Below are 26,180 nucleotides of genomic sequence, written 5' to 3'. Positions count from 1 at the left end.
TGGTGCAACCTGAACGGCATGTTGCTGTGGGTGTCACGCGCAGGAGGCCAATCCCGCAGCTTGGAATGCACGTGAATATTGAGAGCAATGAAAACAGGAGCGGTGCGTTTGCGATGGCGTCAGCCGACAATCGCAAACGAATCGCGCGTCTTGCCCGATGCTGTCTTGACCGGGCGATGTCCAATCCATTGCACATGCCGGGCGAGAATCGTAACCGCGCTTTCGACATCGTTCTGACGCAGCGCCCGCAATATGGCGCGATGATCGTGATCAGTGCGGGTTTCCCATTCCGAGCGCCATGTCGCGAAGAGAAACCGGGCGCTGGCAGCGTGGAGATCGTCGATGGCTGCAAGCAGACGCGGCATGTTGCATGGTTCGAGTATGAGCCGATGGAAGCGGCGGTTGGCGTCTTCCCAGCTTCTGACATCGCGTGATTTGTCGCCTTCCAGTGTGGCCTGTTCGGCGGCATCGAGCGTTGCTTGCGTGATGTGCGGTGCGGCATGGCGCAGCGCCAGCACTTCCAAAGCGGCCCGCATCTCCGCCACTTCCTTGATCTCGCCGATGTCGAACGACGCAACCCGCACGCCCCGACGTGGTTCTGACACGGCAAGTCCCTGAGCCTCCAGCCGCCGGAAGGCTTCGCGGACCGGCACATGGCTGGTCTCGAATTCTTCGGCAATGTGATCCTGTCGCAGTTTCGCGCCGGGCTCGATTTCGCCCGCGATAATGCGGTCGGCGAGAATGCGGCTGATACGGGCTGCGATGGTTTCGCTTGGGGTGTTCTGGGCGGGCTGAATCATGAATTTATAGATAATCTGCTTTGCCTGACGGGTCGAGCGATATTGCTTTTATTGACAGAGAATCGATGTTGGCGGCGCTTTTGCTGGACGAATGGGCCTGAATTCCTTATAACGCCGCCATTCTGCACGGAAAGCACTGTGGCCCGCTTGCGGCCCTTCTCTGCTTGATCTCTGTTTCATGCGTGACGCTTTCTCCGTGCACAGCATTTTAAACAGAACAGGGGTGCCATGGCCGGCCATTCACAGTTTAAGAATATCATGCACCGCAAGGGCCGTCAGGATGCGGTGCGGTCGAAAATGTTTTCCAAGCTCGGGCGCGAAATCACCGTTGCGGCCAGGCAGGGTCTGCCTGATCCGACGATGAACCCGCGTCTGCGTCTGGCAATCCAGAACGCCAAGGCGCAGTCCATGCCGAAGGACAATATCGAGCGCGCCATCAAGAAGGCCGCAGGTAATGACGGCGAGAACTATGACGAAGTGCGTTATGAGGGCCGTGGCCCCGGTGGCGTATCGGTCATCGTCGAAGCGCTGACGGACAACCGCAACCGCACGGCATCGAATGTGCGCGCAGCCTTTACGAAGTCGGGTGGTGCACTGGGCGAAACCGGTTCGGTGTCCTTCATGTTCGACCGGGTTGGCGAGATCGTCTACAAGACCTCCGTCGGCGACGCTGACAAGGTGATGGAAGCAGCTATCGAAGCTGGTGCCGACGACGTTCAGTCCGGTGAGGAAGAACACGTTATCATCTGCGCTTTTGAAGATATTGGCGAAGTGTCGAAGGCTCTGGAAGCTGCCCTCGGTGAGGCCGAATCGATCAAGACGATCTGGAAGCCGCAGACCAATACCGAACTGGACGAGGAAAAGGCGCGTTCCGTTCTCAAGCTCCTCAATACGCTTGAAGACGATGACGACGTGCAGAACGTCTACACGAACTTTGAAGTCAGCGACGAAGTCATGGAAAAACTGAGCGCCTGATTTGGTTCTTGGAGTTAGAGCATTTCCAGCAAAAGTGCGAAGCGGTTTTGCGTAGGATAATGCGTAAAAACAAAAGGATAGAGCGGTTCTACTGATTCCGTTTTAACTGGAGCCGCTCTAACTCTGAAAAATCCCGGCTTTGTCCGGGATTTTTTGTGTCTCGTCGAGTAGGAAATCAGACAATAAAAAACCCCGCCGAAGCGGGGCTTTTCAACCAAATGCAATATCGAATTAGATACCGAGATTGCCAAAACGGCTCTTGAACTTCGTAACGCGACCGCCGCGATCGAGCAAGGTCTGCGAACCGCCCGTCCAAGCCGGATGGGTGGTCGGGTCGATATCGAGGTTCATCGTATCGCCTTCCTTGCCCCAGGTCGAACGGGTCGTGTATTCGGTGCCATCGGTCATCACGACCTTGATGGTGTGGTAGTCGGGATGGATATTGGCTTGCATCTTCTCAATCCTGAAAGTCTGGGGAGAAAAGCGCAGCTTTGACTATCAAAACTGCGGCACTTTCGCCCAATGGCAGATATGAAGACCCATTACCTACAGGCAACGGCTTCCAAAAGGGTTGCCGAGCCTATACATCAGGCGCACGGCAATAACAAGGGCGCAATCATAAGAATGGCCGACCGAGATACTGAAATTGATATGAATCACGAATTGACTGCAGAAGAAAGTCGCAAACGTCGCAGGCTGACACCTTTGAAGAGAGTGATGCCGTTTCTGGCACCCTATAAGGGGCTGGTTGCGGGCGCGCTTTTCTCGCTGGTTCTGGCGGCGATGACGACCCTTGCGGTACCTGTCGCGCTGCGTCGCATGATCGATCATGGCTTTACCGGTTCGAACGCCATCTTCGTCAATAATTACTTCGGCATGCTCGTGATGCTGGCGCTGGTACTCGCGCTGGCATCGGGTCTTCGCTATTTCTTCGTGATATCGCTTGGCGAGCGGGTGGTGGCTGATCTCCGCAATGCGGTCTTTTCGCATGTGACGGCACTTTCGCCGGAATTCTTCGACCGGTCGCAGTCAGGCGAAATTGTTTCACGCCTGTCTTCCGACACGACGCAGATCAAGTCGGTGGTCGGCGCTACGGCATCTGTGGCGCTGCGCAACATGATTCTGGGTGTTGGCGCGCTGGCGATGATGGTTGTGACGAGCCCGAAACTTTCCGCGTTGGTTATCGCCGCTATCCCGATCATTGTCGTGCCGCTGATCGCCTTTGGGCGCTCCGTGCGTCGCCGCTCCCGCATGACACAGGACATGCTTGCCCGTGCCAATGCCTATGCCAGTGAGCAGATTGGTGCAATGCGCACACTGCAGGCCTTCACCAACGAGAACATGGTGGTTGGGCGATTTGGCAATGCGGTGGAAAAGGCCTTTCAGGCGGCGCGTTCCTCCATTCAGGCGCGTGCAGTCCTGACGGCTTTCGCCATTTTCTTGATTTTCTCCAGCATCGTGGCCGTGCTCTGGTTCGGTTCGCGTGATGTGCTGGCGGGTACGATGACGGCCGGTACTCTGGGTCAGTTCGTGCTTTATGCGGTGTTCGCGGGCAGTTCCTTCGGCGCCTTGTCGGAAGTGGGCGGTGAGCTTGCGCAAGCGGCAGGTGCGACGGAACGGCTTGTCGAAATTCTGGACGAACAGCCGGGCATTGCCGCGCCAGCCAGGCCAGTTGCCATGCCAATGCCACCGCGCGGCGAGATCGTGTTCGATTCCGTGCATTTTTCCTATCCGACACGACCGGATGCACCGTCGCTCAACGGCGTCAGCTTCACTGTGAAGCCGGGCGAGACGGTTGCGATAGTTGGTCCCTCGGGTGCCGGCAAAAGCACCATCTTTGCGCTGGTCATGCGCTATTACGACCCGCAGTCCGGCAAGATCCTGATCGACGGTGTGGCCTTGCCCGATACAGATCCCCAGGCCGTTCGCGCGCGCATCTCGACCGTGCCGCAGGATGTTGTGATTTTCGCGACCAGCATACGCGAGAATATTGCTTTCGGCAGGCCGGGAGCGAGTGACGAAGAGATCGTGGCGGCGGCAAAAGCGGCTCTTGCGCATGATTTCATCATGGCGCTCGACAAGGGCTATGACACGGAAGTTGGCGAACGCGGCGTAACGCTTTCAGGCGGTCAGCGCCAGCGCATTGCCATTGCGCGGGCAATTTTGCGTGCTGCGCCCATCCTGCTCCTTGACGAAGCCACATCAGCGCTTGATGCCGAAAGCGAGATGCTTGTGCAAAAGGCTCTGGACGGTTTGATGGCGGATCGCACGACGCTTGTGGTCGCGCACCGGCTTGCAACCGTGCTCAAGGCCGACCGCATTCTGGTACTCGACCAGGGCCATATTGTCGAAGAGGGCACACATCAAAGCCTTGTCGAGAAGGGCGGTATCTATGCCCGTCTCGCCAAGCTGCAATTTGAGGCAGGTGCAGGAGCCTTCTCTGCCAAATGAACGGGGAGGGCGTTGCCCTCCCGCTAGAGCATTTCCAGCAAAAGTGCGAAGCGGTTTTGCGTAGGATAATGCGTAAAAACAAAAGGATAGAGCGGTTCTACTGATTCCGTTTTAACTGGAACCGCTCTATCTCTCGGTCAGCTTCAGCTCGATGCGGCGGTTTTTGGCGCGGGCATCAGCAGTGTCGGAGGCGTCGAGCGGCTGATATTCCCCGAAGCCTGCCGCTACGAGCCGGTTGGCCGGGACGCCATTGGCGATCAGGAATTTGACCACGGCAGTTGCGCGGGCCGATGAAAGCTCCCAATTGTCGCGGAAACGTCCGGTGCCAGCCAGAGGCACATCGTCCGTGTGGCCGTCAACGCGCAGCACCCAGTTGATGTCATCCGGGATTTCCTGATTGAGCTGGTTTACCGCATCGGCAAGTTTCTTCATCTCGTCCTGACCGGCTGGATTGATATCTGCCGAGCCAGTCGGAAAAAGAACTTCCGACTGGAAGACGAAACGGTCACCGACTATGCGAATGTTTTCCTTGTCTGACAGGATTTCACGCAGGCGCCCGAAGAAATCGGAACGGTAGCGGTTCAGCTCCTGCACGCGCTGCGCCAGCGCGACATTCAGGCGGCGGCCGAGATCGGCGATCTTGGCGTTCGATTCGCGGTCGCGGCTTTCGGAAGCATTGAGCGCATCTTCAAGCGCCGCGATCTGGCGGCGAAGAGCCGAAATCTGCTGGTTCAGCAACTCCACCTGACTGAGTGCGCGGGCGCTGACCTGCTTTTCGGTGTCGAGGCTCTCGGATAGTTCACCAGCGCGCTTTTCAACCGCTGCACCCGCGCCACTGCCTTCGTTCAAAAGGCTTTGCAGACGCGAACGCTCGCTCTCGGTACTTGATAGGGACGCTTGCAGATTGGCTATGGTGTCCTGCATATCCTGTGAATTGCTGCGTTCCAGCGACAAAAGCTGCGTCAATTCCTGGATCTGGCTGTTGAGGCGCGCAAGCACGCTGTCCTTGTTGTTCACTTCACGGCTGAGCAGGAACTGCGCCAGCACGAAGACGGTGAGCAGGAACATGATAGCGAGCAGCAGCGTCGTCAGGGCGTCGACAAAGCCGGGCCAATAATCGACGTGCCTTTGGGTACGGCGGTTGCGGGCGAGGGACATGGCGGCTTACTCCGCCTTGTCCGTGCGATCGGATTTGCGGTCGTGTGAGCGCTCGCCGATAGCCTTGGTGAGACGATCGAGTGTCTGGCGGATGGCCTTCTGCTCATCGGCCTGTTTTTCCACCCAGTCACGCATGATCTGCTGTTCGCTGCGCATGTTCTTGACGAGGCCCTGTATGCCTTCCGCGAGGTTGGCGAGCGCTGCCGTGGTGCGCTGCGTGGAGGCATCGCCGCCATGCAGGTTCTGCAGCCGATCGGCCAGGACGCGGATTTCTTCCGTGCCACCGTTCTGGTCGGCGCCAACATCGGAACCAAGATCGGTAACGGAGGAAAGCCAGTTTTCGAGTTCCGTATAGAAGCGGTTTTGCGCGCGACCAGCCTGAAGATCGAGGAAGCCGAGGATCAGCGAGCCGGAAAGGCCGAACAGGGAAGACGAGAAAGCCGTACCCATGCCGGAAAGCGGAGCCTGCAAGCCTGCTTTCAACGCATCGAGAACGTCACCGGTACTACCCGAACTGGGATCGAGCGTCTGGATGGTGCGCCCGATGGAGCCGACCGTTTCCAAAAGGCCCCAGAAGGTGCCGAGAAGGCCGAGAAAGACCAGAAGCCCGATCAGGTAGCGCGATATATCGCGGCTTTCATCAAGGCGTGTCGCTATCGAATCGAGAATAGAGCGCATGGACACGGTGGAAAGCGCCATGGATTGGCGGCGGCCGATCAGGGCGCGCATCGGCGCAAGCAACACCGGCGGACGTGTGGTGCCGTCGCGGTCACCGTCGCGAAAGGAATTGACCCAGCGGATTTCCGGCAGAAGCCGCAGCACCTGTCCGAAGGCGAGCAGGATGCCGACCAGCAGAACACCGAGAATAAGCCCGTTGAGACCGGGATTGGTGATGAAGAAAGTGTGGATCTGTCGCATCAGGATCGCTGCCAGAAAGGCCACGATAATGATGAAGATCACCATGGAGAGAATGACGATACGCGGGCTTGACAGGCGGTAAGGGTCGAAATCGCGCCCCTCATCCAGACGTTCCCGGGAAAGTCTCAAATCGCTCATGCGCTGCGCTCCATGGTCGCGTGTTTGAACAGGAGCCTACTTCATTAATTCGTGAAGCGGAATCGTCTGGATACGAAAAAATGAAGGCAAAAATGCTTCAGCGCATCGCTTTCACACGACGCGCTGATTTGAAAAGTCGGTAATGCCTGAATAAGAGCGTCCACCGAAAAGTGTGGAACGGCTATGCAGGGAAATCAGTCCACTGGACCGATTTCAAACCCTGCTTCGATCAGATCGGCTTCTTGATCGTCTTGAGAAGCGCACCGTGAATGGCCTCGTTTCCGGCGACGATCGTCTGATTGGCGAACATATCCTGTCCGCCATTCTTGTCCGATACGAAACCACCGGCCTCACGTATCATCAGGATGCCCGCACCAAGATCCCAGGGATGCATGCCGTCTTCCCAGAAACCGTCCAGACGACCGCCTGCAACATAGGCGAGATCAAGCGCGACAGCGCCCATGCGACGGATACCTGCGGTTTCTGCCATGACATTGCGCAGTTCGACCAGATAATGGCCGTGCTGGCCGCGGCCCAGATGCGGAATACCAGTGCCGATGACAGAATCGACCAGCTTGTTACGCGATGCGACGCGCAGGCGGCGATCATTGAGGAATGCGCCGCCACCGCGTTCTGCAGTGTAAAGCTCGTCCATGGCCGGATTGTAGATGACGCCGGCGACGATCTGCCCCTGACGCTCCAGAGCTATGGAGACAGCAAAAACAGGGATGCCGTGCAGGAAATTCGTGGTGCCGTCGAGCGGATCGACCAGCCAGCGGTGCTGTCCGTCCTTGGATTCAACCTCGCCGGATTCTTCCATCAGGAAGCCGTAGTCCGGGCGGGCGCGGCTCAATTCCGTATAGACGATTTTTTCGGCGCGGCGGTCTGCCTGGCTGACGTAGTCGCCGGGGCCCTTGAGAGAAACCTGAAGATTCTGGACTTCGCCAAAATCACGAGCGAGGCTGCGGCCGGCCTTCATAGCGGCCTGGACCATAACGTTGAGAAGGGCTGAGCGGGCCATTTCATTGTCCTTGTAAGCACGATCCCGAAGCGTGGATTTTTAAGGGGATCACGCAGTTAGTTATAAACAGAAGGTCGAACATCCAGCCAGAAACATGTTTGGTACCATGTTCGGCGGATGGTCGAGGAATTGAGCGATCTGAGAAAGAACGGTCGCAATCTTTGCGACATGCGGCGTCCGTGGACGCCGCAGATAGTGTGCAGGTCAGGCGCGGCTGACGTAGGTCAGTTCGTTGGTGTCGACGATCACGCGTTCACCGGATGCAATGAACGGCGGAACCAGGATGCGGATACCGTTTTCAAGCACAGCCGGCTTGTAGGATGAAGCGGCGGTCTGACCCTTTACGACCGGATCGGCTTCGGTAATGGCAAGCGTAACCTGATCCGGCAGACGGATACCGATCGGCTTTTCTTCGTAAAGTTCGACGGTGACCATCATGCCGTCCTGCAGGAAAGCTGCGCGGTCGCCGACGAAATCCTTGGCCAGCTCAAGCTGTTCGTAGGATTCGGTGTCCATGAAGATCAACGCTTCACCCTGTTCGTAAAGGAACGAGAAATCCTTCTGTTCCAGACGAACGCGCTCGACTGTTTCAGCGGCGCGGAAACGTTCGTTGAGCTTGGTGCCGGTGATAAGGTTCTTCAGTTCAACCTGATTATAGGCGCCGCCCTTGCCAGGCTTGACGGCATTGGTCTTGACCGCAACCCACAGGCCGCCAGCATGTTCGATGACATTGCCGGGACGGATTTCGTTACCATTGATCTTCATGAGCTTGATCCGGAATGAAAATGTGAAACCATGTGTGGTCCAACGTATGACGACGAAAAGGCAACCGTCCGGCTTCATTCCGGAGATTGCGCACCTGCCTTATACTCGAACCACGATAATCGGCGTCTCAAGACCATAAAACGGCGCTCTGCGCAAGCCTGAGCACGAAAAGAGAGCTGGTCCAGCCATAAAATTCGCCCGAAAATCAGCGAACGCGCAGATTATTGGCGGTTTCTATGGCCTGCTTGATCTGGTCGTCAGCCAGTCCGTCCATCATGTCATTGAGGTCAGGCGAACGGAAACCGGCCCGCTGGGCAACGATATACCAGGCCGCTGCCTTGACGAGATCGCCATCGGTGCCGATGCCGTCGCGATAGAGACGGGCGAGCCATGCCTGTGCCATGACCATGCCGCGCTGCGCACCAAGGCGCATCCAGCCGAAGCCCTGTTCGTAATCGCGGTCGCCGCCGCGCCCTTCGATCAGCCAGCGGCCCAGATCGAATTGCGCCGTATCGTAACCCTGTGCGGCTGCAAGCAGCAGATAGACGCGCGCCTTCTTGTCATCGCGGGGGATGGTGGGGGTGCCATTGGCGTAAATCTGGCTGAGTGCATATTGTCCATCGGCCAGCTTCGCCTCGGCTGCCTTCTCGAACCACGGGAAGGCGAGATCGATACCCGGCTTGCCCGGCGTCTTCACCATCAACATCTGGCCGTAGTTGAACTGTGCCATGGCGTTGCCGCCTTCAGCAGCTTTCTGCATCAGTTTTTCGGCCTCGGCAGGGTCCTTCGTGACATAGGTGCCTTGAAGCAGAAGCGCCGCATAGCGGAATTGCGCTTCGACAACACCGTTATTGGCTGCTTTTTCGTACCATTTGGCCGCCAGTTTCTGATTGGCGGGAATGCCAAGACCACGCGCGTAAATTTCCGCGATGAGTGCCTGCGAAGCGGCGTCGCCCTTTTCAGCCTGCGGCTTGGCAAGGTTGAAGGCAGTCAGATAAAGCCCGCGCTGAAACGCGCCGAAAGCCTCGTCCGCCGGCTTGTCGCCGAAGCGGCTCTGATCGATGGGCGGCATCGGCTCCGTGGTTGCCGGTTGCGGCAACATCACCGGCTTGGCCGGTTTATCGGCCTTCTTGTCCTGATGGCTGTTCTTCTGACCGTGCACCGGCTCGCCTGCAGCCAGAACGGGCAGGGTGGGCAGTGCGAATGTCAAAGCAGCAGCGAGAAGAAATTTGTTCTTCATGGGCATCAGCAAGACCTTGATGAAGGGGTCAGTTTTCAAAGCGTGGCGCGTTCTCATCGAGAAGCCGGTTGGCTTCCGCAACAGCCTTCGCAGGGTCTTCGGCGTCGAAGACGGCGCGACCGAGCGCGACGAAATCCGCGCCGGTTTCGGCTGCGGGAATGATGCTTTCCAGCGAGGCTCCGGCCTGTGCGATGCTTGGGATTTCCACCATCTGCGCCCACCATTCGGCCAGCGACAGGTTTCGCGGATGGGCATCCGGCTTGTTGTCCGCGCCGATCTTGCCGAAGAAAACGTAGTCGGGCTGCAATTCGCCGATTTCCATCGCGCCGTGACGGTCGCGGAAGTTTCCGGTGCCGACGATCATCTTTGGCGTATGTTTTTCAATTGCCTCAGCCAGATCGGCGACCTTCCCTTCGATATGAATGCCGTCAGCCCCGACCCGTCCAGCAATGCGCGTGTCATTCAGGATAAGCGCGGCGGCGCCGTTTTCCTGAATGATGGGGACGGCCTTTTCGGCCGTGGCCTGAAAGGTGGCTTCGTCGAGGTCGCCGGTGTCGAGGATGACACTTGCAACATCGCCGCCCGAGAGCGCAGCCGTCAAAAGCTTTGCGAGAGCCGCGCCGTCGGCAAGCGGAGGCGCAACCAGCACGATGCGGCAGCGTTCGGTTTCAGTCTTGTGAGCGGGCGTGTTCATGAGCCAAGCCTAACGGGATAAACGTGATGGAATTCGGGCGATAGAAGCATTGTGTTTACCGGAAACGGAAGCAGCGCTCTATCTATTTGTTTTGCCGCATTTATGCGAGGCGACCGGGCTTCGGCAAGTATTCATTGGCGAAACACTCTCAGGCTCACATCTGTCCGAGCTGGCATAATGTTATCCACTGGAACGAAAGTTGATCGGAACCAACCCGGTTCTGCCGGGATTAAAGCGTATATAACTCACACCGATAACGGGCACTGAACGCCCCGGAAAAACGTGTGAAACTGTTCCGGACACCCATCTGGAATGACACGAAGAAGATTGGAACGCCCCGCAATCCAGGGTTTCGGCCCAAGTGCAGGTGTTTCCTTCAAAGATAGGCAGGCTGGTAAATGAACATTGCGACCGCTAGAGAAGCGATGCCCGCACAACCGACGAAAATGCGTGATACACGCATTGACGTGTTCCGTGCGCTCGCGCTGCTAACGATCTTCATCAACCATGTGCCCGGCACGATCTACGAGCATTTCACGCACAAGAATCTCGGCTTCTCCGATTCGGCTGAAGCTTTCGTGCTGATTTCCGGCATGGCCGTGGCGCTTGCCTATGGATCGAAGTTCGCCCCCGGCAACCGCCTGCTTCTGTCGCTCAAGATGTGGCGCCGCGCTGGCGTGCTCTATACGACGCATATCATGACGACCATGGCGACCATCGCTATTTTCGCTGCGGCCGCCATATTCCTGAAGCGCTCGGAACTCCTGACACAGATCAACATTGCTCCGCTGGTCAAGCATCCGGTCGAGGCGCTGTTCGGCATCGTCACAATGGGTCACCAGCTCGGCTATAACAACATTCTGTCGATGTATGCCGTGATGTTGGTTCTCACGCCGATCCTGCTCCTGCTGGCGCGCATCAGCCTGCCGCTCATGCTCGGCGTTTCCGGCACGGTCTGGTTCCTGTCCGGTCTCTATCACGTCGCGCCGATCAACTATCCGACCGAAGGCGTCTGGTTCCTCAACCCGCTGTCGTGGCAGTTCCTGTTTGCGATCGGAATCGCGGGTGTGATGCATGTGCGCCGCGGTGGTGAGCTGCCGAAGCATCCGCTGCTCATCGGTCTTGCCGTCGGCTATCTGGTGCTGGCACTGGCTTGGGTCCGCATTCCGCTCTGGGGCGTCGATGCATCGATGGGCATGCCGATGGTCCTCACCGGCTTCGACAAGACCTTCCTGTCAGGCCCGCGCCTGCTGCACGTGCTGGCGATTGCCTATCTCATTGCCGTCGTCCCGACGCTGAACAACATTGCCCGGACTGCGCCGGATAATCCACTGGCCATTCTCGGCAAGCATTCGCTGCCGGTCTTTATTGCCGGCACGCTGCTGGCGATGGTCGCCCAGGTGATGAAGCTTGTTAATCCGGGCGGCCTGCCTTACGACACGCTACTGATCGCAACCGGCATCGTTATGCAGTTTGCGCTGGCCTACTATCTTGAGTGGCTGCCGACCATCGGCTGGAGCAAGAAGGGGACCGTCGCTTCGGCAAAGCCCGCCGTTCCTGCTGCCGAACCCGTCAAGATGCAGGTTGCCTCGAGCTCAAAGCCCGCTATGCAGCGCTACTGACACTAACGATCGGCCCTATCGGAACAGTTCCGAGGCGGCTTTTCTTTGGGTGAAAAGCGCCGGAATGCGCGAGATTATCCACAGCGCTGCGCGGAAATTAACCATTCATTAATCTTAAGAATGTTAAATGGTTTACATCCAGTTCGGCTGGATTCTTACCGAGTGGTTTAGCCACTCTGTTTGACGCCTCCCTGTTAAACTCCTGAGAGCCGCCATTGCGGCTCTTTTTTTATGCGCTTTTTGCTGCGCACCGGGAAAATATTGATCTCGCATGCAGGGGGCGGAACGGAACGACTGCCCATCTGTTCTAAAGCGTGTCGCGCTTTGTCACATTCAAACGACACGCTTTAATCTTTTTCACGCATGTCCTTGCCCCAAAACCGGTTTCCCCTTTCGGGGGACATGCTTTGTTGCAGGCTTTCATCAAAAGCCTCTGAAAATGTTAACCGAATGTTAAACATAAACTTGCGCGACGGTGCATGAAGGTGCAGTTTATCGTGGACTTGTTTAGCGTAGCTGTTCCGTCTCAGCCTCCCCCATGGTCGAACAGCGGTTCAATGGTTTCATTCGTATCCGTCTGGCATATCCCACTGGACGAATACGGCAACGGAATGGGCCGCCGATCCCGGCGGTCATGCAAGGTGGCAGAGCAGTGATTAGCGAACAGGGCCAGATGCCGAGCAATATGATCAGCCTCGCGGAGCGCATGGTCTTCTCGGATTCGTTCAAGCCGATCTACGCCGAAGGCATGGATATGGTCGAGGAAGCGGCAAGCTATCTCGACGGCGAAGGCCGTGAGGACGCGCGCAATCTTTCCCGCGTGGCTGCGACGCTCTATGCCGCCGAATCGATGCGGTTGACCACGCGCCTCATGCAGATCGCTTCCTGGCTGTTGCTGCAGCGTGCGGCGCGCAGCGGTGAAATGACCCGTCAGCAGGTCTCTGCCGAAAAGGCCAAGGTGCGTCTCGACACGCCGTCGGCGGGTGAAGTCGCCCAGGGCTGGTCTGAGCTGCCCGCCGCATTCATGGAACTCATTGACCGTTCCATGCGCCTTCAGGCACGCGTGCGCCGCATGGACCGCGAAGTTTACGGTGAAGTTGTTTCGCTGCAGGGCGTTCCGCGTGGCAATCCGGTTTCTGAGCAGATCGTATTGCTGAAGACTGCTTTCGGCGCTTCATAACAACGGATCATATGCGCTCTTCGCGGCGTATGTTTCTCTTTTGTTCACTTTTCTGCTGTCAAGTGAATCCGTCTGAGGATAGGGTTCGCTTATGAAAGAAACGATTCGCATCATTGGTATTGATCCGGGGCTCCGCCGTACCGGCTGGGGCATTGTCGAATCGCTGGGCAATTCGCTGCATTTTATCGGCTCGGGGACCGTGACCTCGAATGCCGAGATGGATCTGGCATCGCGCCTCTGTCAGTTGCATGAAGGGCTTTCCAAAGTCCTGCACGAATATATGCCGCATGAGGCAGCGGTCGAACACACCTTCGTCAACAAGGACGCAACGGCGACACTCAAGCTTGGCCAGGCGCGCGGCATCGCACTGCTGGCTCCGGCGCAGGTCGGACTACCCGTTGCAGAATATGCGCCGAATGCCGTCAAGAAGGCTGTGATCGGAGTCGGGCATGGTGAAAAGCAGCAGATCCATATGATGGTGAAAGTGCTGATGCCGCGCGCGTCGTTCGATACGAGCGATGCAGCCGATGCGTTGGCCATCGCCATTTGCCACGCCCATCATCGCCAAAGCATTGTAAGCGCCCGCCGGATGCAGGCGTTGTTAGCAGGGTAGGGATCAGAATGATCGGCAAGCTTAAGGGCATGATCGATGAAATTGCCGAGGATCATGCCGTCATCGATGTGCATGGCGTCGGCTATGTTGCGTTTTGTTCGGCGCGCACGCTGGGGAATCTCGGTGGCGCGGGCGAGGCGGCCATTTTGTTCATCGAAACCTATGTCCGCGAAGACATGATCCGTCTTTATGGTTTTGCCAATCAGCTCGAGCGCGAATGGTTCCGCCTGCTGCAGAACGTTCAGGGCGTCGGCGCCAAGGTAGCGCTGGCGGTACTGGGTACGCTGTCGCCGTCGGAACTCGCCAATGCGATTGCGTTGCGCGACATTGCCATGGTTTCGCGCGCGCCGGGCGTCGGCAAGAAGGTGGCAGAGCGCATTGTGACTGAACTCAAGAACAAGGCGCCTGCCTTTGCCGGAGAGGCAAGCGGCACGATCGGGCTCAAGCAGGAACTTGGCGCGGGCGCGGCTCCGGCTCCCGTTGCCGATGCGGTGTCGGCGCTTTCCAATCTTGGCTATTCGCGCGATCAGGCTGCCAATGCCGTTGCTGCAGCGCTGAAAGAAGCGGGCGAGGATGCTGATTCGGCCAAGCTGATCCGTCTCGGTCTGAAGGAATTGTCGCGGTGATTACCTTGTCTCGGCGGGATGTTCATGCGAGGAGGGAGGCATGAGCGACCGCAACCCTCTTATCGATGCAGATAGACGCGTGGACGAAGACAATACGCTGCGCCCGCAAATGCTCGACGATTTCGTGGGGCAGGCGGCGGCGCGCGCCAATCTCAAGGTCTTCATCGAAGCCGCCAAAGTGCGGGGCGAGGCGCTTGACCACGTCCTTTTCGTTGGCCCTCCGGGTCTCGGCAAAACAACGCTGGCGCAGATCATGGCCAAGGAGTTGGGCGTCAATTTCCGCTCCACATCCGGCCCGGTCATTGCCAAGGCGGGCGATCTGGCGGCGCTCCTCACCAATCTGGAAGACCGCGATGTCCTGTTCATCGATGAAATTCATCGCCTGAGCCCGGCTGTGGAAGAAATCCTTTATCCGGCCATGGAGGATTTCCAGCTCGATCTCATCATTGGAGAGGGGCCTGCCGCGCGTTCGGTGAAGATAGATCTCGCCAAGTTTACACTCGTTGCGGCAACAACCCGTCTGGGCCTCTTGACCACGCCGTTGCGGGATCGCTTCGGCATTCCGGTACGGCTCAACTTCTATACGGTCGAGGAACTGGAATATATCGTGCGGCGTGGTGCGCGCATCATGCAGATGGGCATTTCTCCAGATGGCGCGTTGGAAGTTGCACGTCGCTCACGCGGCACACCGCGTATTGCCGGACGGTTGTTGCGCCGCGTGCGTGATTTCGCGCTGGTCGCCGGTGCCGACGTCATAGACCGGAAGATCGCCGATGAGGCGCTGTCGCGTCTGGAAGTGGATAATCGCGGGCTGGATCAACTCGACCGGCGCTATCTCGATATAATCGCGCGCAACTTCGGCGGTGGGCCGGTGGGGATCGAAACCATCGCTGCCGGTCTGTCAGAGCCGCGTGATGCAATTGAAGACATTATCGAACCCTATATGATCCAGCAGGGCTTTTTGCAGCGCACACCACGCGGACGGGTTCTAACTGCGCTTGCCTGGCAACATATGGGGCTGGCTGCACCTGCTGAAATCATCCAGCAGTCGCAATACGGCCTCTTCATGGAAGACGAATGACGGAACGACAGGAACAATTGGCGCGGGCTGCCATGTCTGGCGAACTGAAAGACGGCGCGCATCTGCTCTATGCACGTATCTACTATGCCGATACGGATTTCTCCGGCTTCGTCTATCACGGTCGCTATCTCGAATTCTACGAACGCGGACGCACGGACTTTTTGCGTCTACAGGACGTTCATCATATCGAGCTCGCCGAGGGCGCGCTTGGCGAGGAAATGGTCTGGGTCGTTCGCCGCATGGAGATTGATTACAAATCGCCCGCGAAGATGGACGATCTCATTCTGGTCGAAACGCGTGTAAGCGAAATTCGGGGCGCACGGGTCATCATGGCGCAGAATATAACCTGTGACGGACGCCTGCTTTCGGAAGCGCGGGTCGAAGCAGTGATGATAACCAAGGCAGGTCATCCGCGCCGCATTCCCGATGAGTGGCGGGAAGCCTTTACCGATAGTCGCAAGGATTGAGTTCAGGACAGCTCCACGGACTATCTCCGCTGGCGTGTTCGATGCGAATTCCGCGCTCTACTGGCAAATATGCCTATCTGGGCAAATGCTAACGCATCTTTAACCATAATATTCCATTAATCACCCTGACGGAATCGGTTGAGAGGTTGGCTGACAGCGCAGCGCCTTCCTTTCACCAAAATTAACCGTAACAAGCGCCTGATGGATTTAAAGTTGAAATCCGGAAATGGCGGTTGCGGTGCGAAGTGTCGACCGCTCGTCGGGCAGGTACGGCTTCAAGTGAAAAGCTGCGCAGGTTTGGAGCGTCTGTTTTCAGGCGTTGAGTAACGGATTTGCGATACCGCCCGGTCATGTGGCCGGGCGTTTGGATTCGAGGACGATAGATCGATGGAAAATGTTGCGTTAGCGGCTCCCGCCGCCGATGTTACCCTCTGGGGCCTGTTCATGCAGGCGAACTGGGTCGTCAAGCTGGTTATGCTTGGCCTGATGTTCGCCTCGATCTGGACCTGGGCTATCATCGTAGACAAGACGATTGCTTATGGACGGGCGCGCCGCGCGATTGATCGCTTCGAGCAGACGTTCTGGTCCGGCCAGTCGCTTGAAGAACTCTATCGCAATCTCGGGGAACGCCGCACCACCGGCATGGCATCCATATTCATGGCCGCGATGCGCGAGTGGAAGAAGTCATTCGAGAAGGGCGCTCGCTCGCCCATCGGTCTCCAGATGCGTATCGACAAGGCCATGGACGTCGCGCTGGCGCGTGAAAGTGAAAAGCTTGACTCACGTCTGGGCTTTCTGGCGACCATCGGTTCTGCTGCCCCCTTCATCGGGCTGTTCGGTACGGTTGTCGGTATCATGACCTCGTTCCAGGCAATCGCTGCTTCCAAGAACACCAGTCTTGCCGTTGTGGCGCCGGGTATCGCCGAAGCGCTTCTGGCAACGGCTATCGGTCTTCTCGCCGCTATTCCTGCCGTTATTGCCTACAACAAGCTGTCGTCGGACGCGGGCAAGATCGGTGGACGGCTCGAAGGCTTTGCGGACGAGTTCTCCGCCATACTGTCGCGCCAAATTGATGAGAAGCTGACGCCGCGCAACTAAGCGGCTTCGAGCATCGAGTGTAATTTCAGCCTTCGGGAATCTTGCAATGGGCATGTCGGTAGGAAATCAGGGAATGCAGTCGGGCGGGCGCCGCAGGCGCGGTCGTAAACCCGCATTGATGAGCGAGATCAACGTAACGCCGTTCGTCGACGTGATGCTCGTTCTCCTTATTATCTTCATGGTTTCCGCCCCGCTTCTGACTGTGGGTGTGCCGATTGATCTGCCTGACACGCAGGCAAAGGCCATGAATGCCGATACGCAGCCGATCACCATTTCGGTTAACAGCGAAGGCAAGATCTACCTGCAGGAAACCGAAGTTCCGATCGACGAAGTGGTGCCGAAACTCCAGGCCATCGCCAAGACGGGCTATGAAGAGCGCATTTTCGTGCGTGGTGACAAGGCTGCCGATTACGGCACCGTCATGAAAGTCATGGCCCGCATTTCCGCCGCCGGTTTCAAGAATATCGGCCTTGTGACACTCCAGGAGCAGGATAGCTGACGCCATCATGAAGGCTGGCCTGACATCTTCTGTTGCCTTGCATGCCGTTGCGGTCGCGCTGGCAGTGGTTTCGTTTTCCTCGCCGAAGGCTTTCGACGTGCAGGATTCGGAATCGTTTCCGGTTGATATCGTGCCGATCGAGTCGATGACGCAAATTCAGCAGGGCGAAAAGACCGCGCCCATGAAGGAAAAATCGGCGCCCGTGCCAACGACCAAACCACAGACGGTTCCTAACGCCGAGAATTTCGGCGATCAGGATATCGATACCCAGACGCCGCCCAAACCCGACGCCAAGGCGAAACCGATCGAGGCGGCAGAAGAACCCAAGGCACAGCCGGAACCGGTGAAGAAGCCGGAGCCGAAGCCTGATCCGAAACCGGAACAGAAGCCCGAGACCAAACCGACGCCGGTTCCAGCGACGGAAGTGCAGGCCAAGCCGGAAGAAAAGCAGGAAGTGAAGCCTGATCCGGTGGCCGAAGCTATCGACAAGCAGGCGGAAGCCCCTGACGCGGAGGCGCCGAAGCTGCCGGACAAGGTTCCCGCGCCCGACGCCAAGCCGAAGCCGCCACAGGCACAGACCGCGAAGACGCCGGATCGCAAGCCGACGGAAGATAAGAAGCCGACGCAGAACGCCGCTCAGACTTCGAAATCGAAAAACGATGCGATTGTGGATGAGGTTGCAGCCCTTCTGAACAAGCAGAAGGCAGCAGGCGGCGGCGCCAAGCGCTCCACCGATCAGGCTTCGCTTGGCGGCAAGAAGAATACTGGCGGCGCTAAGCTCAGCCAGAGCGAAATGGACGCACTGCGCGGAGCGATTTCGAAGTGCTGGAACGTGCCTGCCGGTGTGGCTGACGCGCCGGGGCTGGTCGTAACCGTCAAGATGAAACTGAACCAGGATGGCTCCATTCAGGGCGCTCCGGAGGTGACGTCAGGCGGTGGCGGTGACGGTGTGGGTCGTGCTGCAGCCGAGAGCGCAAAGCGCGCTGTCGCACGCTGCGCGCCGTACAATCTGCCAGTCGACAAATATGATTCATGGTCGGAAGTGATCGTCAACTTCGACCCGAGCGAAATGTTCTGACCGGGTTCCGGTCGCCAATCAACTTACTTGCCAAGGACAAAGAGGTCCCAGAAGACATGAAAATCGGCATCATCAATACAAAGATCCGGACGGTCTTTTCGGCTTTCGCGTGTATGATTGCCGCAAGCCTTGTCTGCACCATGCCGGCGCGCGCCGTCGTGGAAATCAATATCAACAAGGGTGTGATCGAGCCGCTGCCGATCGCCATCACCGATTTCCTTTCGGCTGACCAGCTCGGACCGAATATCACATCGGTTATCGCGGCCGACCTTGAGCGTTCGGGTCTTTTCGCACCGATCGACAAGGGCGCTTTCATCGAGAAGATTTCCAATCCGGACGCGGCTCCGCGTTTCGAGGACTGGAAGGTCATCAATGCGCAGGCGCTCGTCACGGGCCGTATCACCAAGCAGCCGGATGGTCGTCTCAAGGCCGAGTTCCGCCTTTGGGATACGTTCGGTGGCCAGCAGATGATCGGCCAGCAGTTTTTCACCACGCCGGACAACTGGCGCCGCGTCGCGCATATCATCGCCGACGCCATCTATGAGCGCCTGACCGGTGAAAAAGGCTATTTCGACACGCGTGTCGTTTTCGTCGATGAATCCGGCCCCGCGCAGAAGCGCGTAAAGCGCCTTGCCATCATGGACCAGGACGGCGCCAATGTGCGTTACATTTCCGACGGCCGTGCCATTTCGCTGACGCCGCGTTTCTCGCCGAACCGTCAGGAAGTCACCTATATGTCGTTCGAAGGCGGTTCGCCGAAGGTGTATCTGCTGCAGCTCGAAACCGGCCAGCGTGAACTCGTCGGCAATTTCCCTGGCATGACCATCGCCCCGCGCTTCTCGCCGGATGGCCAGAAGGTCGTGATGAGCCTGCTTCAGGACGACGGTAGCGCCAACGTCTATACGATGGACCTGCGCAATCGTTCGACCACGCGTCTGACCAACAGCCAGGCGATTGATACAAGCGCGTCATATTCGCCAGACGGATCGCAGATTGTTTTCTCCTCCGACCGTGGCGGACGCCCGCAGCTTTACATCATGGGTGCCGATGGTTCCAATCCGCGCCGCATTTCGATGGGTGATGGCAGCTACTCCACGCCGGTCTGGTCGCCGCGCGGAGACCTCATCGCCTTCACCAAGCAGTCGCAAGGCCAGTTCTCTATCGGTGTGATGAAGACCGACGGTTCGGGCGAACGCCTGTTGACCTCGGGCTTCCACAATGAGGGTCCGACCTGGGCTCCGAACGGCCGTGTGCTGATGTTCTTCCGCAAGGCGGCAGGGGCAGGCGGTCCGAAGCTTTTCACCATCGACCTGACTGGCCGCAACGAACGCCAGATCCAGACGCCGAACTATGCATCCGATCCGGCCTGGTCGCCGCTGCTCGAATAGCGCATTTGCGCATAGTTACGGAAAGTGAAGGCGCGAAGCTCCGGTTTCGCGCCTTTTTCATGGATAGAGCGGTTCCGGTTAAGCCGGAATCGGGGAACCGCTCTATCTCTTTGTTTTGTCGCATTATCCTAACGCAAAGCCGCTTCGCACTTTTGCTGGAAATGCTCAATTTGCCACAATCATTGCCGGGAAGCCGTGTTTCTGCCGCATTTTGCCCCCAAGGGCTAGAACTAGAATTGCTGCCGGAAACTGCCGGTTGCATCTGGCCGCAAGAAAATATTAACCATACTTCTTGAGCCTGTCTTAACCTCAATATGATTATTGGATGGTTACGCAGGAACATCAAATCTTAAGGAGCTCCGGCCCATGCGCCGTATCCAGTCGATTGCACGTAGCCCGATCGCTATTGCCCTTTTCATGTCGCTCGCCGTTGCCGGTTGTGCGTCCAAGAAGAACCTTCCGAACAATGCCGGTGATCTGGGTCTCGGTGCAGGCGCTGCTACGCCAGGTTCCTCGCAGGACTTCACGGTCAATGTCGGCGATCGCATCTTCTTCGATCTCGACTCGTCGCTGATCCGTGCGGATGCACAGCAGACGCTTTCCAAGCAGGCTCAGTGGCTGCAGCGTTACCCGCAGTATTCGATCACCGTCGAAGGCCATGCCGACGAACGCGGTACGCGTGAATACAACCTCGCTCTCGGCCAGCGTCGTGCAGCTGCCACCCGCGACTTCCTCGCTTCGCGTGGCGTACCGACCAACCGTATGCGCACCATCTCCTACGGTAACGAACGTCCGGTCGCAGTTTGTGACGCCGACTCGTGCTGGTCGCAGAACCGCCGCGCTGTCACCGTTCTCAACGGTGCAGGCAGCTAATCAGCGAACACTTGATAGTGTTACGGAAAAGCGGCTTTCGGGCCGCTTTTTTCGTTTCGGACCGACAGATTTGCCGCTTCGACAAATTTTGGCCGAAGTCGCACTTGTCATAGTGAGCGTCAAAGGGCCTTCGCTTTTCGCATTATCCGACGCAAAACCGCTTCGCACTTTTGCTGGAAATGCTCTAAAAGCGGAGCTGGTCGTGCGGCAAACCATGTTCAGCGCCCATTCAGGCGCGGCACTTGATCATCCTGTTCATTGTGAACTCGCAGGGGCAAAAGGGAATGAGGAAACCAATGAGGAAAGTGACACTGGCAATTGCCATGCTGCCGCTTTTGGTGAGTGCTCCGGTTATGGCGGCATCTGTTTCTTCGCAAGGGGGGATTCAGCTCGCACAGGCAGGCGCTCCCGGCGGGGATCAGTTTTCGCAGCAAGTCTGCAATCTGGCACATCAGAACGCCCAGTCCTACGCGCGGATTTTGCAGCTTCGCGACAAGATGCTGAAAATCCAGCGCGATAACGAAGCGCGGTTCCAGGCACTGGAAAAGGGCCGTGGTGGCGCACAGAACCACGTCAGCATCGGCTCGATGGCGATTCTCGATGAAGCCATGCGGGATAGCGGCGGCGCCGGACAGGGCGGCGGCTATCAGAGTCCTGGCCTTCAGCAGGAACTGATTCGCAACCTGACCGGTAAGGTCGAGGATGTGGACGCCCAGATTTCGTTTACCGATAATCAGTTGCAAAAGACGCAGGAAGACAACGAATTCCGGTTCGAGGAACTGGAAAAGAAGAGCGGCGTAACCTCGCCTTCTTCCGGTAGTGGGGTTCAGTCTGCTGCGGCTGCTGCCTCTCCCGGTGCCGATCTCTGTGCACAGGGTACGGGCAATCCTGCCGCGATAGCAGATGCCTTGGGCGCACGTGCGGAAGCCATGAACTTCCAGATCCTCGAAATGCAGGATCAGATGCAAAAGATGCAGGAAGCAAATGAAGGCCGCTTCCAGTTTCTGGAAACGGGAAAGCGCGCCGATACGGGTGTTCAGCAAGGCGGTGGCGACACGTCGCTCGCCGATGCCGGTTCAAATCCGGGCAGCAACGGAAACCTCGATGGCGGGGTTTCCGGAAATGCTCCGCAGGGCGGCGGATATGATGCATCCTCGCAGACTGCAGCCAGCCAGTCCTCTGGCGCCGATTCCGTGGCTATTGGTTCGAATGCGCCCGCACAGGGTGGACCGGCACGTGGCGAACCGCCGCAAACGCTGGGTTCCATCCGGTTCGACGCCAATGGCAATGTAATCGGCGAAACGCTTGACACCACACCGCGCGCAGCACAGCCAGGCGCGGCACCCGGCGCTGCGGCGGGTGGTACGGCTGCAGGCGATGCGGTTGCATCTCTTCCGACCGACGATAATCCCAATTCGCTTTATCAGGCATCCTATCAATTTCTGATGTCGGGCGATTACAAGTCGGCCGAAACCGGTTTCCGCGAGCATGTGAAGCGCTATCCGGCTGATCCCAATACGGCGGAAGCGCGTTTCTGGCTTGGAGAGTCGCTTTACGGTCAGGGCCGTTTTCCGGAAGCCGCAACGGTTTTCATCGATACGCAGCGCGATTACCCTGATTCGAAGCGAGCGCCGGAAAACATGTTCAAGCTCGGCATGACGCTTGAAAAGATGGACAATCGCGATGTCGCCTGCGCAACTTTTGCGCAGATTCCAGACCGTTACCCCAAGGCGGCGCCCGCCATATTGAAACGCGTTGCTGATGAGCGCAGCCGCGCTAAGTGCTGATTGCGGAGTTATTTCGTGGGGCTCACCCCAAGCAATATTTTCAAACTATTCGAGCCATTCGGATTTGGGCAAGCCAGTGCCATTGTTGCTGCCGTTTCGGGTGGCAGCGATTCAATCGGCCTGCTTTTCCTCCTTCGGGATTATCTGGCCATGCTACAGAACCCACCCCGGTTGATTGCCGTTACGGTGGACCATCGGCTGCGCGTCGAATCGAAGGATGAAGCCGAAAATGTCGGCCTGCTTTGCCGACAATATGGAATCGAACACCGCATTCTGGTCTGGGACGAGGCCAAGCCGACAAATGGGCTTGCCGCAGCCGCGCGCACGGCGCGCTATCGCCTGCTGGTACAGGCGGCACGGGATGCGGGTGGAGCCTTCATCGTCACCGGTCATACGCAAGATGACCAGATCGAAACCTTTCTGATGCGCAAGGAACGCAGCGGCCATGCCGAGGCGCGTGGGCTTGCCTCCATGTCGTCGCGCGCATGGCTGGAAGGATCGATCGAACTCGATCGCCCGCTGCTCACCGTTTCCCGGCAGGCGTTACGCGATGAATTGCGCAGCAGAGGTATCGCCTGGGTGGATGATCCCAGCAACGCAAATACGAAATATGAACGACCGCGGATTCGTCTGGGCATCGCTGCCGAGACCGACAAGCAGATGATTCTTGACCAGATTGCCGGGGCCGGGGCCGCGCGCGAGCGTGACAATGCGGCCTTGATCGCCGCAATCGCCGATCCGGCAAGCTTGCGCGTTGATGCAAACGGAGCGTTGCTCGTTGCTCCAGAACTTTACGCTGCTCTTCCTGTCAATGTGAGGCGTCTTTTCTCGGGATTACTGGCGGCAATTGCCGGTGGGCGTCGTTTCCTGCCGGGCGATAGCGAGCGGTCACGCATTGAACGGGTTCTGTCTGGGGGAGACGACAGCCATCGCCTGACGGTATTCGGTGCTTTGATCGAGCGCGGCGAGGACGATTCACCACATCGGTTCCGTCGCGAAAAGCGCAACCTGCCGAAACTGCCGCTGGAGCCGGGCAAAGAAATTGTCTGGGACGGCCGTTTCCGTTTTTCAAATGAAAGCGAAACGGGTTTTGATCTTGCTGCGCCGGGACGACAGGAACTTACGGACTTTCTGAAGTCGCAGAACATTGAAACCGAATCTCGAAAGCGTGACGCGCTGCTGGTTCTGCCGGCCCTGTATAGAGATGGCAGACTTTTCGTTTTGCCGTTCCTGCCCGATGAGAATTTTCCGCAAAATATTCATATCAAACGACATTTTGCGATCTTCGATCACGTTCTGCCAGGGCATGATTTCGAGCTCGCAATGGCCGTTGAGGCCCGTCTTGGGCGCGACTGCGCGGAAATGTCCTAATTTTTGTAAACCAGAGTGACAAGAATCGCGGATGCGGGGCCGAACGCGCCTTGGCAAGGCCATCCTTCGATCCTATGTTAGACCGAAACATCGTTCCGTGCCCGCGGAATGGCCGTGGTATCGATTGGACCCGATATGAATCCGAACTATCGCAACTTCGCCCTCTGGGCGATCATTGCTCTTCTTTTGATCGCGCTGTTCAACCTGTTCCAAAGCCCAGGTCAGCGCTCCAATTCCCGTGAAGTTTCCTATTCGCAATTTATTGACGACGTATCCAATGGTCGCGTGAAAGCGGTCACGATCACCGGTCAGCGGATCAGCGGTACCTTTGCGGATAATGGCTCCACCTTCCAGACCTATTCGCCAGGCGATACAGGTCTTGTGTCGCGCCTTGAAAGCAAGGACGTCGCTATTACCGCACGCCCTGAAACCGATGGTTCCAGCTCGCTGATCGGCATTCTCCTGTCGTGGCTGCCGATGATCCTGATCCTCGGCGTGTGGATTTTCTTCATGCGGCAGATGCAGGGCGGCTCGCGCGGCGCGATGGGTTTCGGCAAGTCGAAGGCCAAGCTTCTGACGGAAGCGCATGGCCGCGTGACTTTCCAGGACGTCGCCGGTGTGGACGAGGCCAAGCAGGATCTTGAGGAAATCGTCGAATTCCTGCGCGATCCGCAGAAGTTCCAGCGTCTGGGTGGGAAGATTCCACGCGGCGTGCTGCTCGTAGGCCCTCCCGGTACCGGTAAGACGCTTCTGGCACGCTCGGTTGCGGGCGAAGCCAATGTGCCGTTCTTCACCATTTCCGGTTCTGACTTCGTCGAAATGTTTGTCGGTGTTGGCGCAAGCCGCGTCCGTGACATGTTCGAACAGGCCAAGAAGAATGCGCCTTGCATCATCTTCATCGACGAAATCGACGCTGTCGGTCGTCATCGCGGCGCCGGTCTTGGCGGCGGTAATGATGAACGTGAGCAGACGCTCAACCAGCTTCTGGTCGAGATGGACGGTTTTGAAGCCAACGAATCGATCATCCTGATTGCGGCAACCAACCGCCCCGACGTTCTCGATCCCGCATTGCTGCGTCCGGGCCGTTTTGACCGTCAGGTCGTGGTTCCGAACCCCGATATCGTCGGCCGCGAGCAGATCCTCAAAGTGCATGTGCGCAATGTGCCGCTTGCACCCAATGTCGATCTCAGGGTTGTCGCACGCGGTACGCCGGGCTTCTCCGGTGCTGATCTCGCCAATCTCGTCAACGAAGCCGCCCTTATGGCCGCACGCCGCAACAAGCGCCTTGTGACCATGCAGGAATTCGAAGACGCCAAGGACAAGATCATGATGGGTGCGGAGCGTCGCTCCGCCATGACGCCTGAAGAAAAGGCCAATACGGCCTATCATGAAGCCGGTCATGCCATCGTTGCGATCAATGTGCCTGCTGCTGATCCGGTCCATAAGGCAACCATCATTCCACGTGGTCGTGCGCTCGGCATGGTTATGCAGCTTCCGGAAGGCGACCGTTATTCGGCGACCTATACCTGGATGGTGTCGCGTCTTGCCATCATGATGGGCGGCCGCGTGGCAGAGGAGCTGAAATTCGGCAAGGAAAATATCACCTCTGGTGCTTCCTCCGATATTCAGCAGGCCACCAAGCTTGCCCGTTCAATGGTGACCCAGTGGGGTTATTCCGACAAGCTTGGTCGTGTGGCCTATGGTGACAATCAGGAAGAAGTCTTCCTTGGTCATTCCGTGTCCCGTACGCAAAATGTTTCGGAAGAAACTGCGCAGATCATTGACGCCGAAGTGCGTCGTCTGATCGACGAGGCTTATGCCGAGGCGACCCGCATCCTGACCAAGAAAAAGAAGGACTGGATCGCGCTCGCCGAAGGTCTGCTCGAATATGAAACGCTCTCCGGCGACGAGATCAAAGAACTGATTGCGGGCAACAAGCCGTCGCGCGATCAGGGTAACGATACGCCGTCCCGTGGTTCGGGTGTGCCGAAGGCTGGAAGCCCGCGCAAGCGCAAGGGTAGTGAGCCCGGCAGCGAACCCGGTATGGAGCCGCAGCCGCAATAAACGGCTCGAAAGCGAAAGAAAGCCGGGCTTGTCCCGGCTTTTTTGTTTCCTGACGTTGTTTTGGCTCGGGCCTGCCGCAAAGGCTCGTTAAGGATTTCGGTGCATCATATTGCACCAGCTTACGACTTTGGACGTGGGAACGTTGAACCTGCCGCCAAAGGCGAAATTGCTTTTGTGAGCGTTTTCGCGTTAAGAACAGCGAAAATCTGCTGTCCAATCGACAGCCTTTGCTCACCGATCATTTCGGGCGGCATATATTTGAAGGCATAGAGA

General features: G+C 57.7%; 24 protein-coding genes. 16 read left to right on the top strand and 8 right to left on the bottom strand.

Going from position 1 to position 26,180, the window contains the following annotated elements; translation table 11 throughout:
- Positions 1-119 precede the first annotated feature (119 nt).
- On the bottom strand, positions 120-800 hold the full coding sequence (locus FIB18_RS17600) for a GntR family transcriptional regulator (protein ID WP_140021948.1): 681 nt from the start codon (positions 798-800) through the stop codon (positions 120-122).
- A 228-nt stretch (positions 801-1,028) separates the two neighbouring features.
- Between FIB18_RS17600 and FIB18_RS17595 the strand changes: the two genes are divergently transcribed.
- Positions 1,029-1,775, top strand: coding sequence for a YebC/PmpR family DNA-binding transcriptional regulator (locus FIB18_RS17595; protein WP_140021947.1), 747 nt, complete (start codon positions 1,029-1,031; stop codon positions 1,773-1,775).
- Between the two features lie 231 nt (positions 1,776-2,006).
- Here the strand turns inward: FIB18_RS17595 and rpmE are convergent, their stop codons facing one another.
- A complete protein-coding gene (gene rpmE / locus FIB18_RS17585) occupies positions 2,007-2,228 on the bottom strand; it encodes a 50S ribosomal protein L31 (protein WP_105542665.1) in 222 nt (73 codons plus the stop codon).
- Positions 2,229-2,297: 69 nt separating this feature from the next.
- On the opposite strand from rpmE, the gene FIB18_RS17580 reads away from it, so the two are divergent.
- On the top strand, positions 2,298-4,226 hold the full coding sequence (locus tag FIB18_RS17580) for an ABC transporter transmembrane domain-containing protein (protein WP_174977449.1): 1,929 nt from the start codon (positions 2,298-2,300) through the stop codon (positions 4,224-4,226).
- Between the two features lie 126 nt (positions 4,227-4,352).
- Here FIB18_RS17580 and FIB18_RS17575 read toward each other — a convergent pair whose 3' ends face one another.
- The 6 genes from FIB18_RS17575 to FIB18_RS17550 form a co-directional block, all read right to left on the bottom strand.
- Entirely contained in the window at positions 4,353-5,384 is a 1,032-nt protein-coding gene (locus FIB18_RS17575; RefSeq protein ID WP_140021945.1) for a peptidoglycan -binding protein, read from the bottom strand.
- A 6-nt stretch (positions 5,385-5,390) separates the two neighbouring features.
- Positions 5,391-6,440, bottom strand: coding sequence for a MotA/TolQ/ExbB proton channel family protein (locus FIB18_RS17570; RefSeq protein WP_140021944.1), 1,050 nt, complete (start codon positions 6,438-6,440; stop codon positions 5,391-5,393).
- Between the two features lie 229 nt (positions 6,441-6,669).
- Positions 6,670-7,461 carry an inositol monophosphatase family protein gene (locus FIB18_RS17565; RefSeq protein ID WP_140021943.1) on the bottom strand — a complete coding sequence of 264 codons (792 nt, stop codon included), beginning with the start codon at positions 7,459-7,461 and terminating at the stop codon, positions 6,670-6,672.
- A gap of 204 nt (positions 7,462-7,665) precedes the next feature.
- A complete protein-coding gene (gene efp, locus FIB18_RS17560; protein WP_140021942.1) occupies positions 7,666-8,226 on the bottom strand; it encodes an elongation factor P in 561 nt (186 codons plus the stop codon).
- Between the two features lie 205 nt (positions 8,227-8,431).
- Positions 8,432-9,466, bottom strand: a complete 1,035-nt coding sequence (locus FIB18_RS17555) for a tetratricopeptide repeat protein (protein WP_140021941.1) — start codon at positions 9,464-9,466, stop codon at positions 8,432-8,434.
- Positions 9,467-9,494: 28 nt separating this feature from the next.
- Positions 9,495-10,160 (bottom strand): thiamine phosphate synthase, encoded by a 666-nt coding sequence (locus tag FIB18_RS17550; protein ID WP_140021940.1) that lies wholly within the window; start codon positions 10,158-10,160, stop codon positions 9,495-9,497.
- A gap of 398 nt (positions 10,161-10,558) precedes the next feature.
- Here FIB18_RS17550 and FIB18_RS17545 point away from each other — a divergent pair, with 398 nt between their 5' ends.
- From FIB18_RS17545 to ftsH, 14 genes are all read left to right on the top strand, one after another.
- Positions 10,559-11,782 carry an OpgC family protein gene (locus FIB18_RS17545; protein WP_140021939.1) on the top strand — a complete coding sequence of 408 codons (1,224 nt, stop codon included), beginning with the start codon at positions 10,559-10,561 and terminating at the stop codon, positions 11,780-11,782.
- Positions 11,783-12,455: 673 nt separating this feature from the next.
- Positions 12,456-12,962, top strand: coding sequence for a protease adaptor protein RcdA (gene rcdA / locus FIB18_RS17540; RefSeq protein ID WP_140022061.1), 507 nt, complete (start codon positions 12,456-12,458; stop codon positions 12,960-12,962).
- 91 nt (positions 12,963-13,053) lie between these two features.
- Positions 13,054-13,575, top strand: a complete 522-nt coding sequence (gene ruvC / locus FIB18_RS17535) for a crossover junction endodeoxyribonuclease RuvC (RefSeq protein ID WP_140021938.1) — start codon at positions 13,054-13,056, stop codon at positions 13,573-13,575.
- An 8-nt stretch (positions 13,576-13,583) separates the two neighbouring features.
- The gene (ruvA, locus tag FIB18_RS17530) at positions 13,584-14,201 is read left to right on the top strand and encodes a Holliday junction branch migration protein RuvA (RefSeq protein WP_140021937.1); all 618 of its coding nucleotides are present in this window, start codon (positions 13,584-13,586) and stop codon (positions 14,199-14,201) included.
- Between the two features lie 40 nt (positions 14,202-14,241).
- Positions 14,242-15,282 carry a Holliday junction branch migration DNA helicase RuvB gene (gene ruvB / locus FIB18_RS17525; RefSeq protein ID WP_140021936.1) on the top strand — a complete coding sequence of 347 codons (1,041 nt, stop codon included), beginning with the start codon at positions 14,242-14,244 and terminating at the stop codon, positions 15,280-15,282.
- Complete coding sequence (locus FIB18_RS17520) at positions 15,279-15,749, top strand: YbgC/FadM family acyl-CoA thioesterase (RefSeq protein WP_140021935.1); 471 nt, start codon at positions 15,279-15,281, stop codon at positions 15,747-15,749. The genes ruvB and FIB18_RS17520 overlap by 4 nt, the downstream gene beginning before the upstream one ends.
- Before the next feature lie 387 nt (positions 15,750-16,136).
- The gene (gene tolQ, locus FIB18_RS17515; RefSeq protein ID WP_105542654.1) at positions 16,137-16,847 is read left to right on the top strand and encodes a protein TolQ; all 711 of its coding nucleotides are present in this window, start codon (positions 16,137-16,139) and stop codon (positions 16,845-16,847) included.
- Positions 16,848-16,893: 46 nt separating this feature from the next.
- The gene (gene tolR, locus FIB18_RS17510) at positions 16,894-17,346 is read left to right on the top strand and encodes a protein TolR (protein ID WP_140021934.1); all 453 of its coding nucleotides are present in this window, start codon (positions 16,894-16,896) and stop codon (positions 17,344-17,346) included.
- Between the two features lie 7 nt (positions 17,347-17,353).
- Positions 17,354-18,424, top strand: a complete 1,071-nt coding sequence (locus FIB18_RS17505) for a hypothetical protein (protein WP_140021933.1) — start codon at positions 17,354-17,356, stop codon at positions 18,422-18,424.
- A 56-nt stretch (positions 18,425-18,480) separates the two neighbouring features.
- A complete protein-coding gene (gene tolB, locus FIB18_RS17500; RefSeq protein ID WP_140021932.1) occupies positions 18,481-19,812 on the top strand; it encodes a Tol-Pal system beta propeller repeat protein TolB in 1,332 nt (443 codons plus the stop codon).
- A gap of 366 nt (positions 19,813-20,178) precedes the next feature.
- Positions 20,179-20,685 (top strand): peptidoglycan-associated lipoprotein Pal, encoded by a 507-nt coding sequence (gene pal / locus FIB18_RS17490; protein ID WP_010661371.1) that lies wholly within the window; start codon positions 20,179-20,181, stop codon positions 20,683-20,685.
- A gap of 284 nt (positions 20,686-20,969) precedes the next feature.
- Complete coding sequence (gene ybgF, locus FIB18_RS17485; protein WP_140021930.1) at positions 20,970-22,472, top strand: tol-pal system protein YbgF; 1,503 nt, start codon at positions 20,970-20,972, stop codon at positions 22,470-22,472.
- 15 nt (positions 22,473-22,487) lie between these two features.
- On the top strand, positions 22,488-23,843 hold the full coding sequence (gene tilS / locus FIB18_RS17480; protein WP_140021929.1) for a tRNA lysidine(34) synthetase TilS: 1,356 nt from the start codon (positions 22,488-22,490) through the stop codon (positions 23,841-23,843).
- Between the two features lie 135 nt (positions 23,844-23,978).
- Positions 23,979-25,907: an ATP-dependent zinc metalloprotease FtsH gene (gene ftsH / locus FIB18_RS17475; protein ID WP_140022060.1), complete on the top strand. Its 1,929-nt coding sequence runs from the start codon at positions 23,979-23,981 to the stop codon at positions 25,905-25,907.
- Positions 25,908-26,180: the final 273 nt, after the last annotated feature.

It is taken from the genome of Brucella pecoris (genome assembly GCF_006376675.1).
Lineage (GTDB): Bacteria > Pseudomonadota > Alphaproteobacteria > Rhizobiales > Rhizobiaceae > Brucella > Brucella pecoris.
Note: the sequence above shows the minus strand (reverse complement) of the source record. Positions and strands in the feature narration are given on the sequence as shown.

Excerpts from the sequence above, each read along its gene's own strand:
- FIB18_RS17600 (WP_140021948.1), bottom strand. The coding sequence starts at position 800 with ATGATTCAGCCCGCCCAGAACACCCCAAGCGAAACCATCGCAGCCCGT.
- FIB18_RS17595 (WP_140021947.1), top strand. The coding sequence starts at position 1,029 with ATGGCCGGCCATTCACAGTTTAAGAATATCATGCACCGCAAGGGCCGT.
- rpmE (WP_105542665.1), bottom strand. The coding sequence starts at position 2,228 with ATGCAAGCCAATATCCATCCCGACTACCACACCATCAAGGTCGTGATG.
- FIB18_RS17580 (WP_174977449.1), top strand. The coding sequence starts at position 2,298 with ATGGCAGATATGAAGACCCATTACCTACAGGCAACGGCTTCCAAAAGG.
- FIB18_RS17575 (WP_140021945.1), bottom strand. The coding sequence starts at position 5,384 with ATGTCCCTCGCCCGCAACCGCCGTACCCAAAGGCACGTCGATTATTGG.
- FIB18_RS17570 (WP_140021944.1), bottom strand. The coding sequence starts at position 6,440 with ATGAGCGATTTGAGACTTTCCCGGGAACGTCTGGATGAGGGGCGCGAT.
- FIB18_RS17565 (WP_140021943.1), bottom strand. The coding sequence starts at position 7,461 with ATGGCCCGCTCAGCCCTTCTCAACGTTATGGTCCAGGCCGCTATGAAG.
- efp (WP_140021942.1), bottom strand. The coding sequence starts at position 8,226 with ATGAAGATCAATGGTAACGAAATCCGTCCCGGCAATGTCATCGAACAT.
- FIB18_RS17555 (WP_140021941.1), bottom strand. The coding sequence starts at position 9,466 with ATGAAGAACAAATTTCTTCTCGCTGCTGCTTTGACATTCGCACTGCCC.
- FIB18_RS17550 (WP_140021940.1), bottom strand. The coding sequence starts at position 10,160 with ATGAACACGCCCGCTCACAAGACTGAAACCGAACGCTGCCGCATCGTG.
- FIB18_RS17545 (WP_140021939.1), top strand. The coding sequence starts at position 10,559 with ATGAACATTGCGACCGCTAGAGAAGCGATGCCCGCACAACCGACGAAA.
- rcdA (WP_140022061.1), top strand. The coding sequence starts at position 12,456 with ATGCCGAGCAATATGATCAGCCTCGCGGAGCGCATGGTCTTCTCGGAT.
- ruvC (WP_140021938.1), top strand. The coding sequence starts at position 13,054 with ATGAAAGAAACGATTCGCATCATTGGTATTGATCCGGGGCTCCGCCGT.
- ruvA (WP_140021937.1), top strand. The coding sequence starts at position 13,584 with ATGATCGGCAAGCTTAAGGGCATGATCGATGAAATTGCCGAGGATCAT.
- ruvB (WP_140021936.1), top strand. The coding sequence starts at position 14,242 with ATGAGCGACCGCAACCCTCTTATCGATGCAGATAGACGCGTGGACGAA.
- FIB18_RS17520 (WP_140021935.1), top strand. The coding sequence starts at position 15,279 with ATGACGGAACGACAGGAACAATTGGCGCGGGCTGCCATGTCTGGCGAA.
- tolQ (WP_105542654.1), top strand. The coding sequence starts at position 16,137 with ATGGAAAATGTTGCGTTAGCGGCTCCCGCCGCCGATGTTACCCTCTGG.
- tolR (WP_140021934.1), top strand. The coding sequence starts at position 16,894 with ATGGGCATGTCGGTAGGAAATCAGGGAATGCAGTCGGGCGGGCGCCGC.
- FIB18_RS17505 (WP_140021933.1), top strand. The coding sequence starts at position 17,354 with ATGAAGGCTGGCCTGACATCTTCTGTTGCCTTGCATGCCGTTGCGGTC.
- tolB (WP_140021932.1), top strand. The coding sequence starts at position 18,481 with ATGAAAATCGGCATCATCAATACAAAGATCCGGACGGTCTTTTCGGCT.
- pal (WP_010661371.1), top strand. The coding sequence starts at position 20,179 with ATGCGCCGTATCCAGTCGATTGCACGTAGCCCGATCGCTATTGCCCTT.
- ybgF (WP_140021930.1), top strand. The coding sequence starts at position 20,970 with ATGAGGAAACCAATGAGGAAAGTGACACTGGCAATTGCCATGCTGCCG.
- ftsH (WP_140022060.1), top strand. The coding sequence starts at position 23,979 with ATGAATCCGAACTATCGCAACTTCGCCCTCTGGGCGATCATTGCTCTT.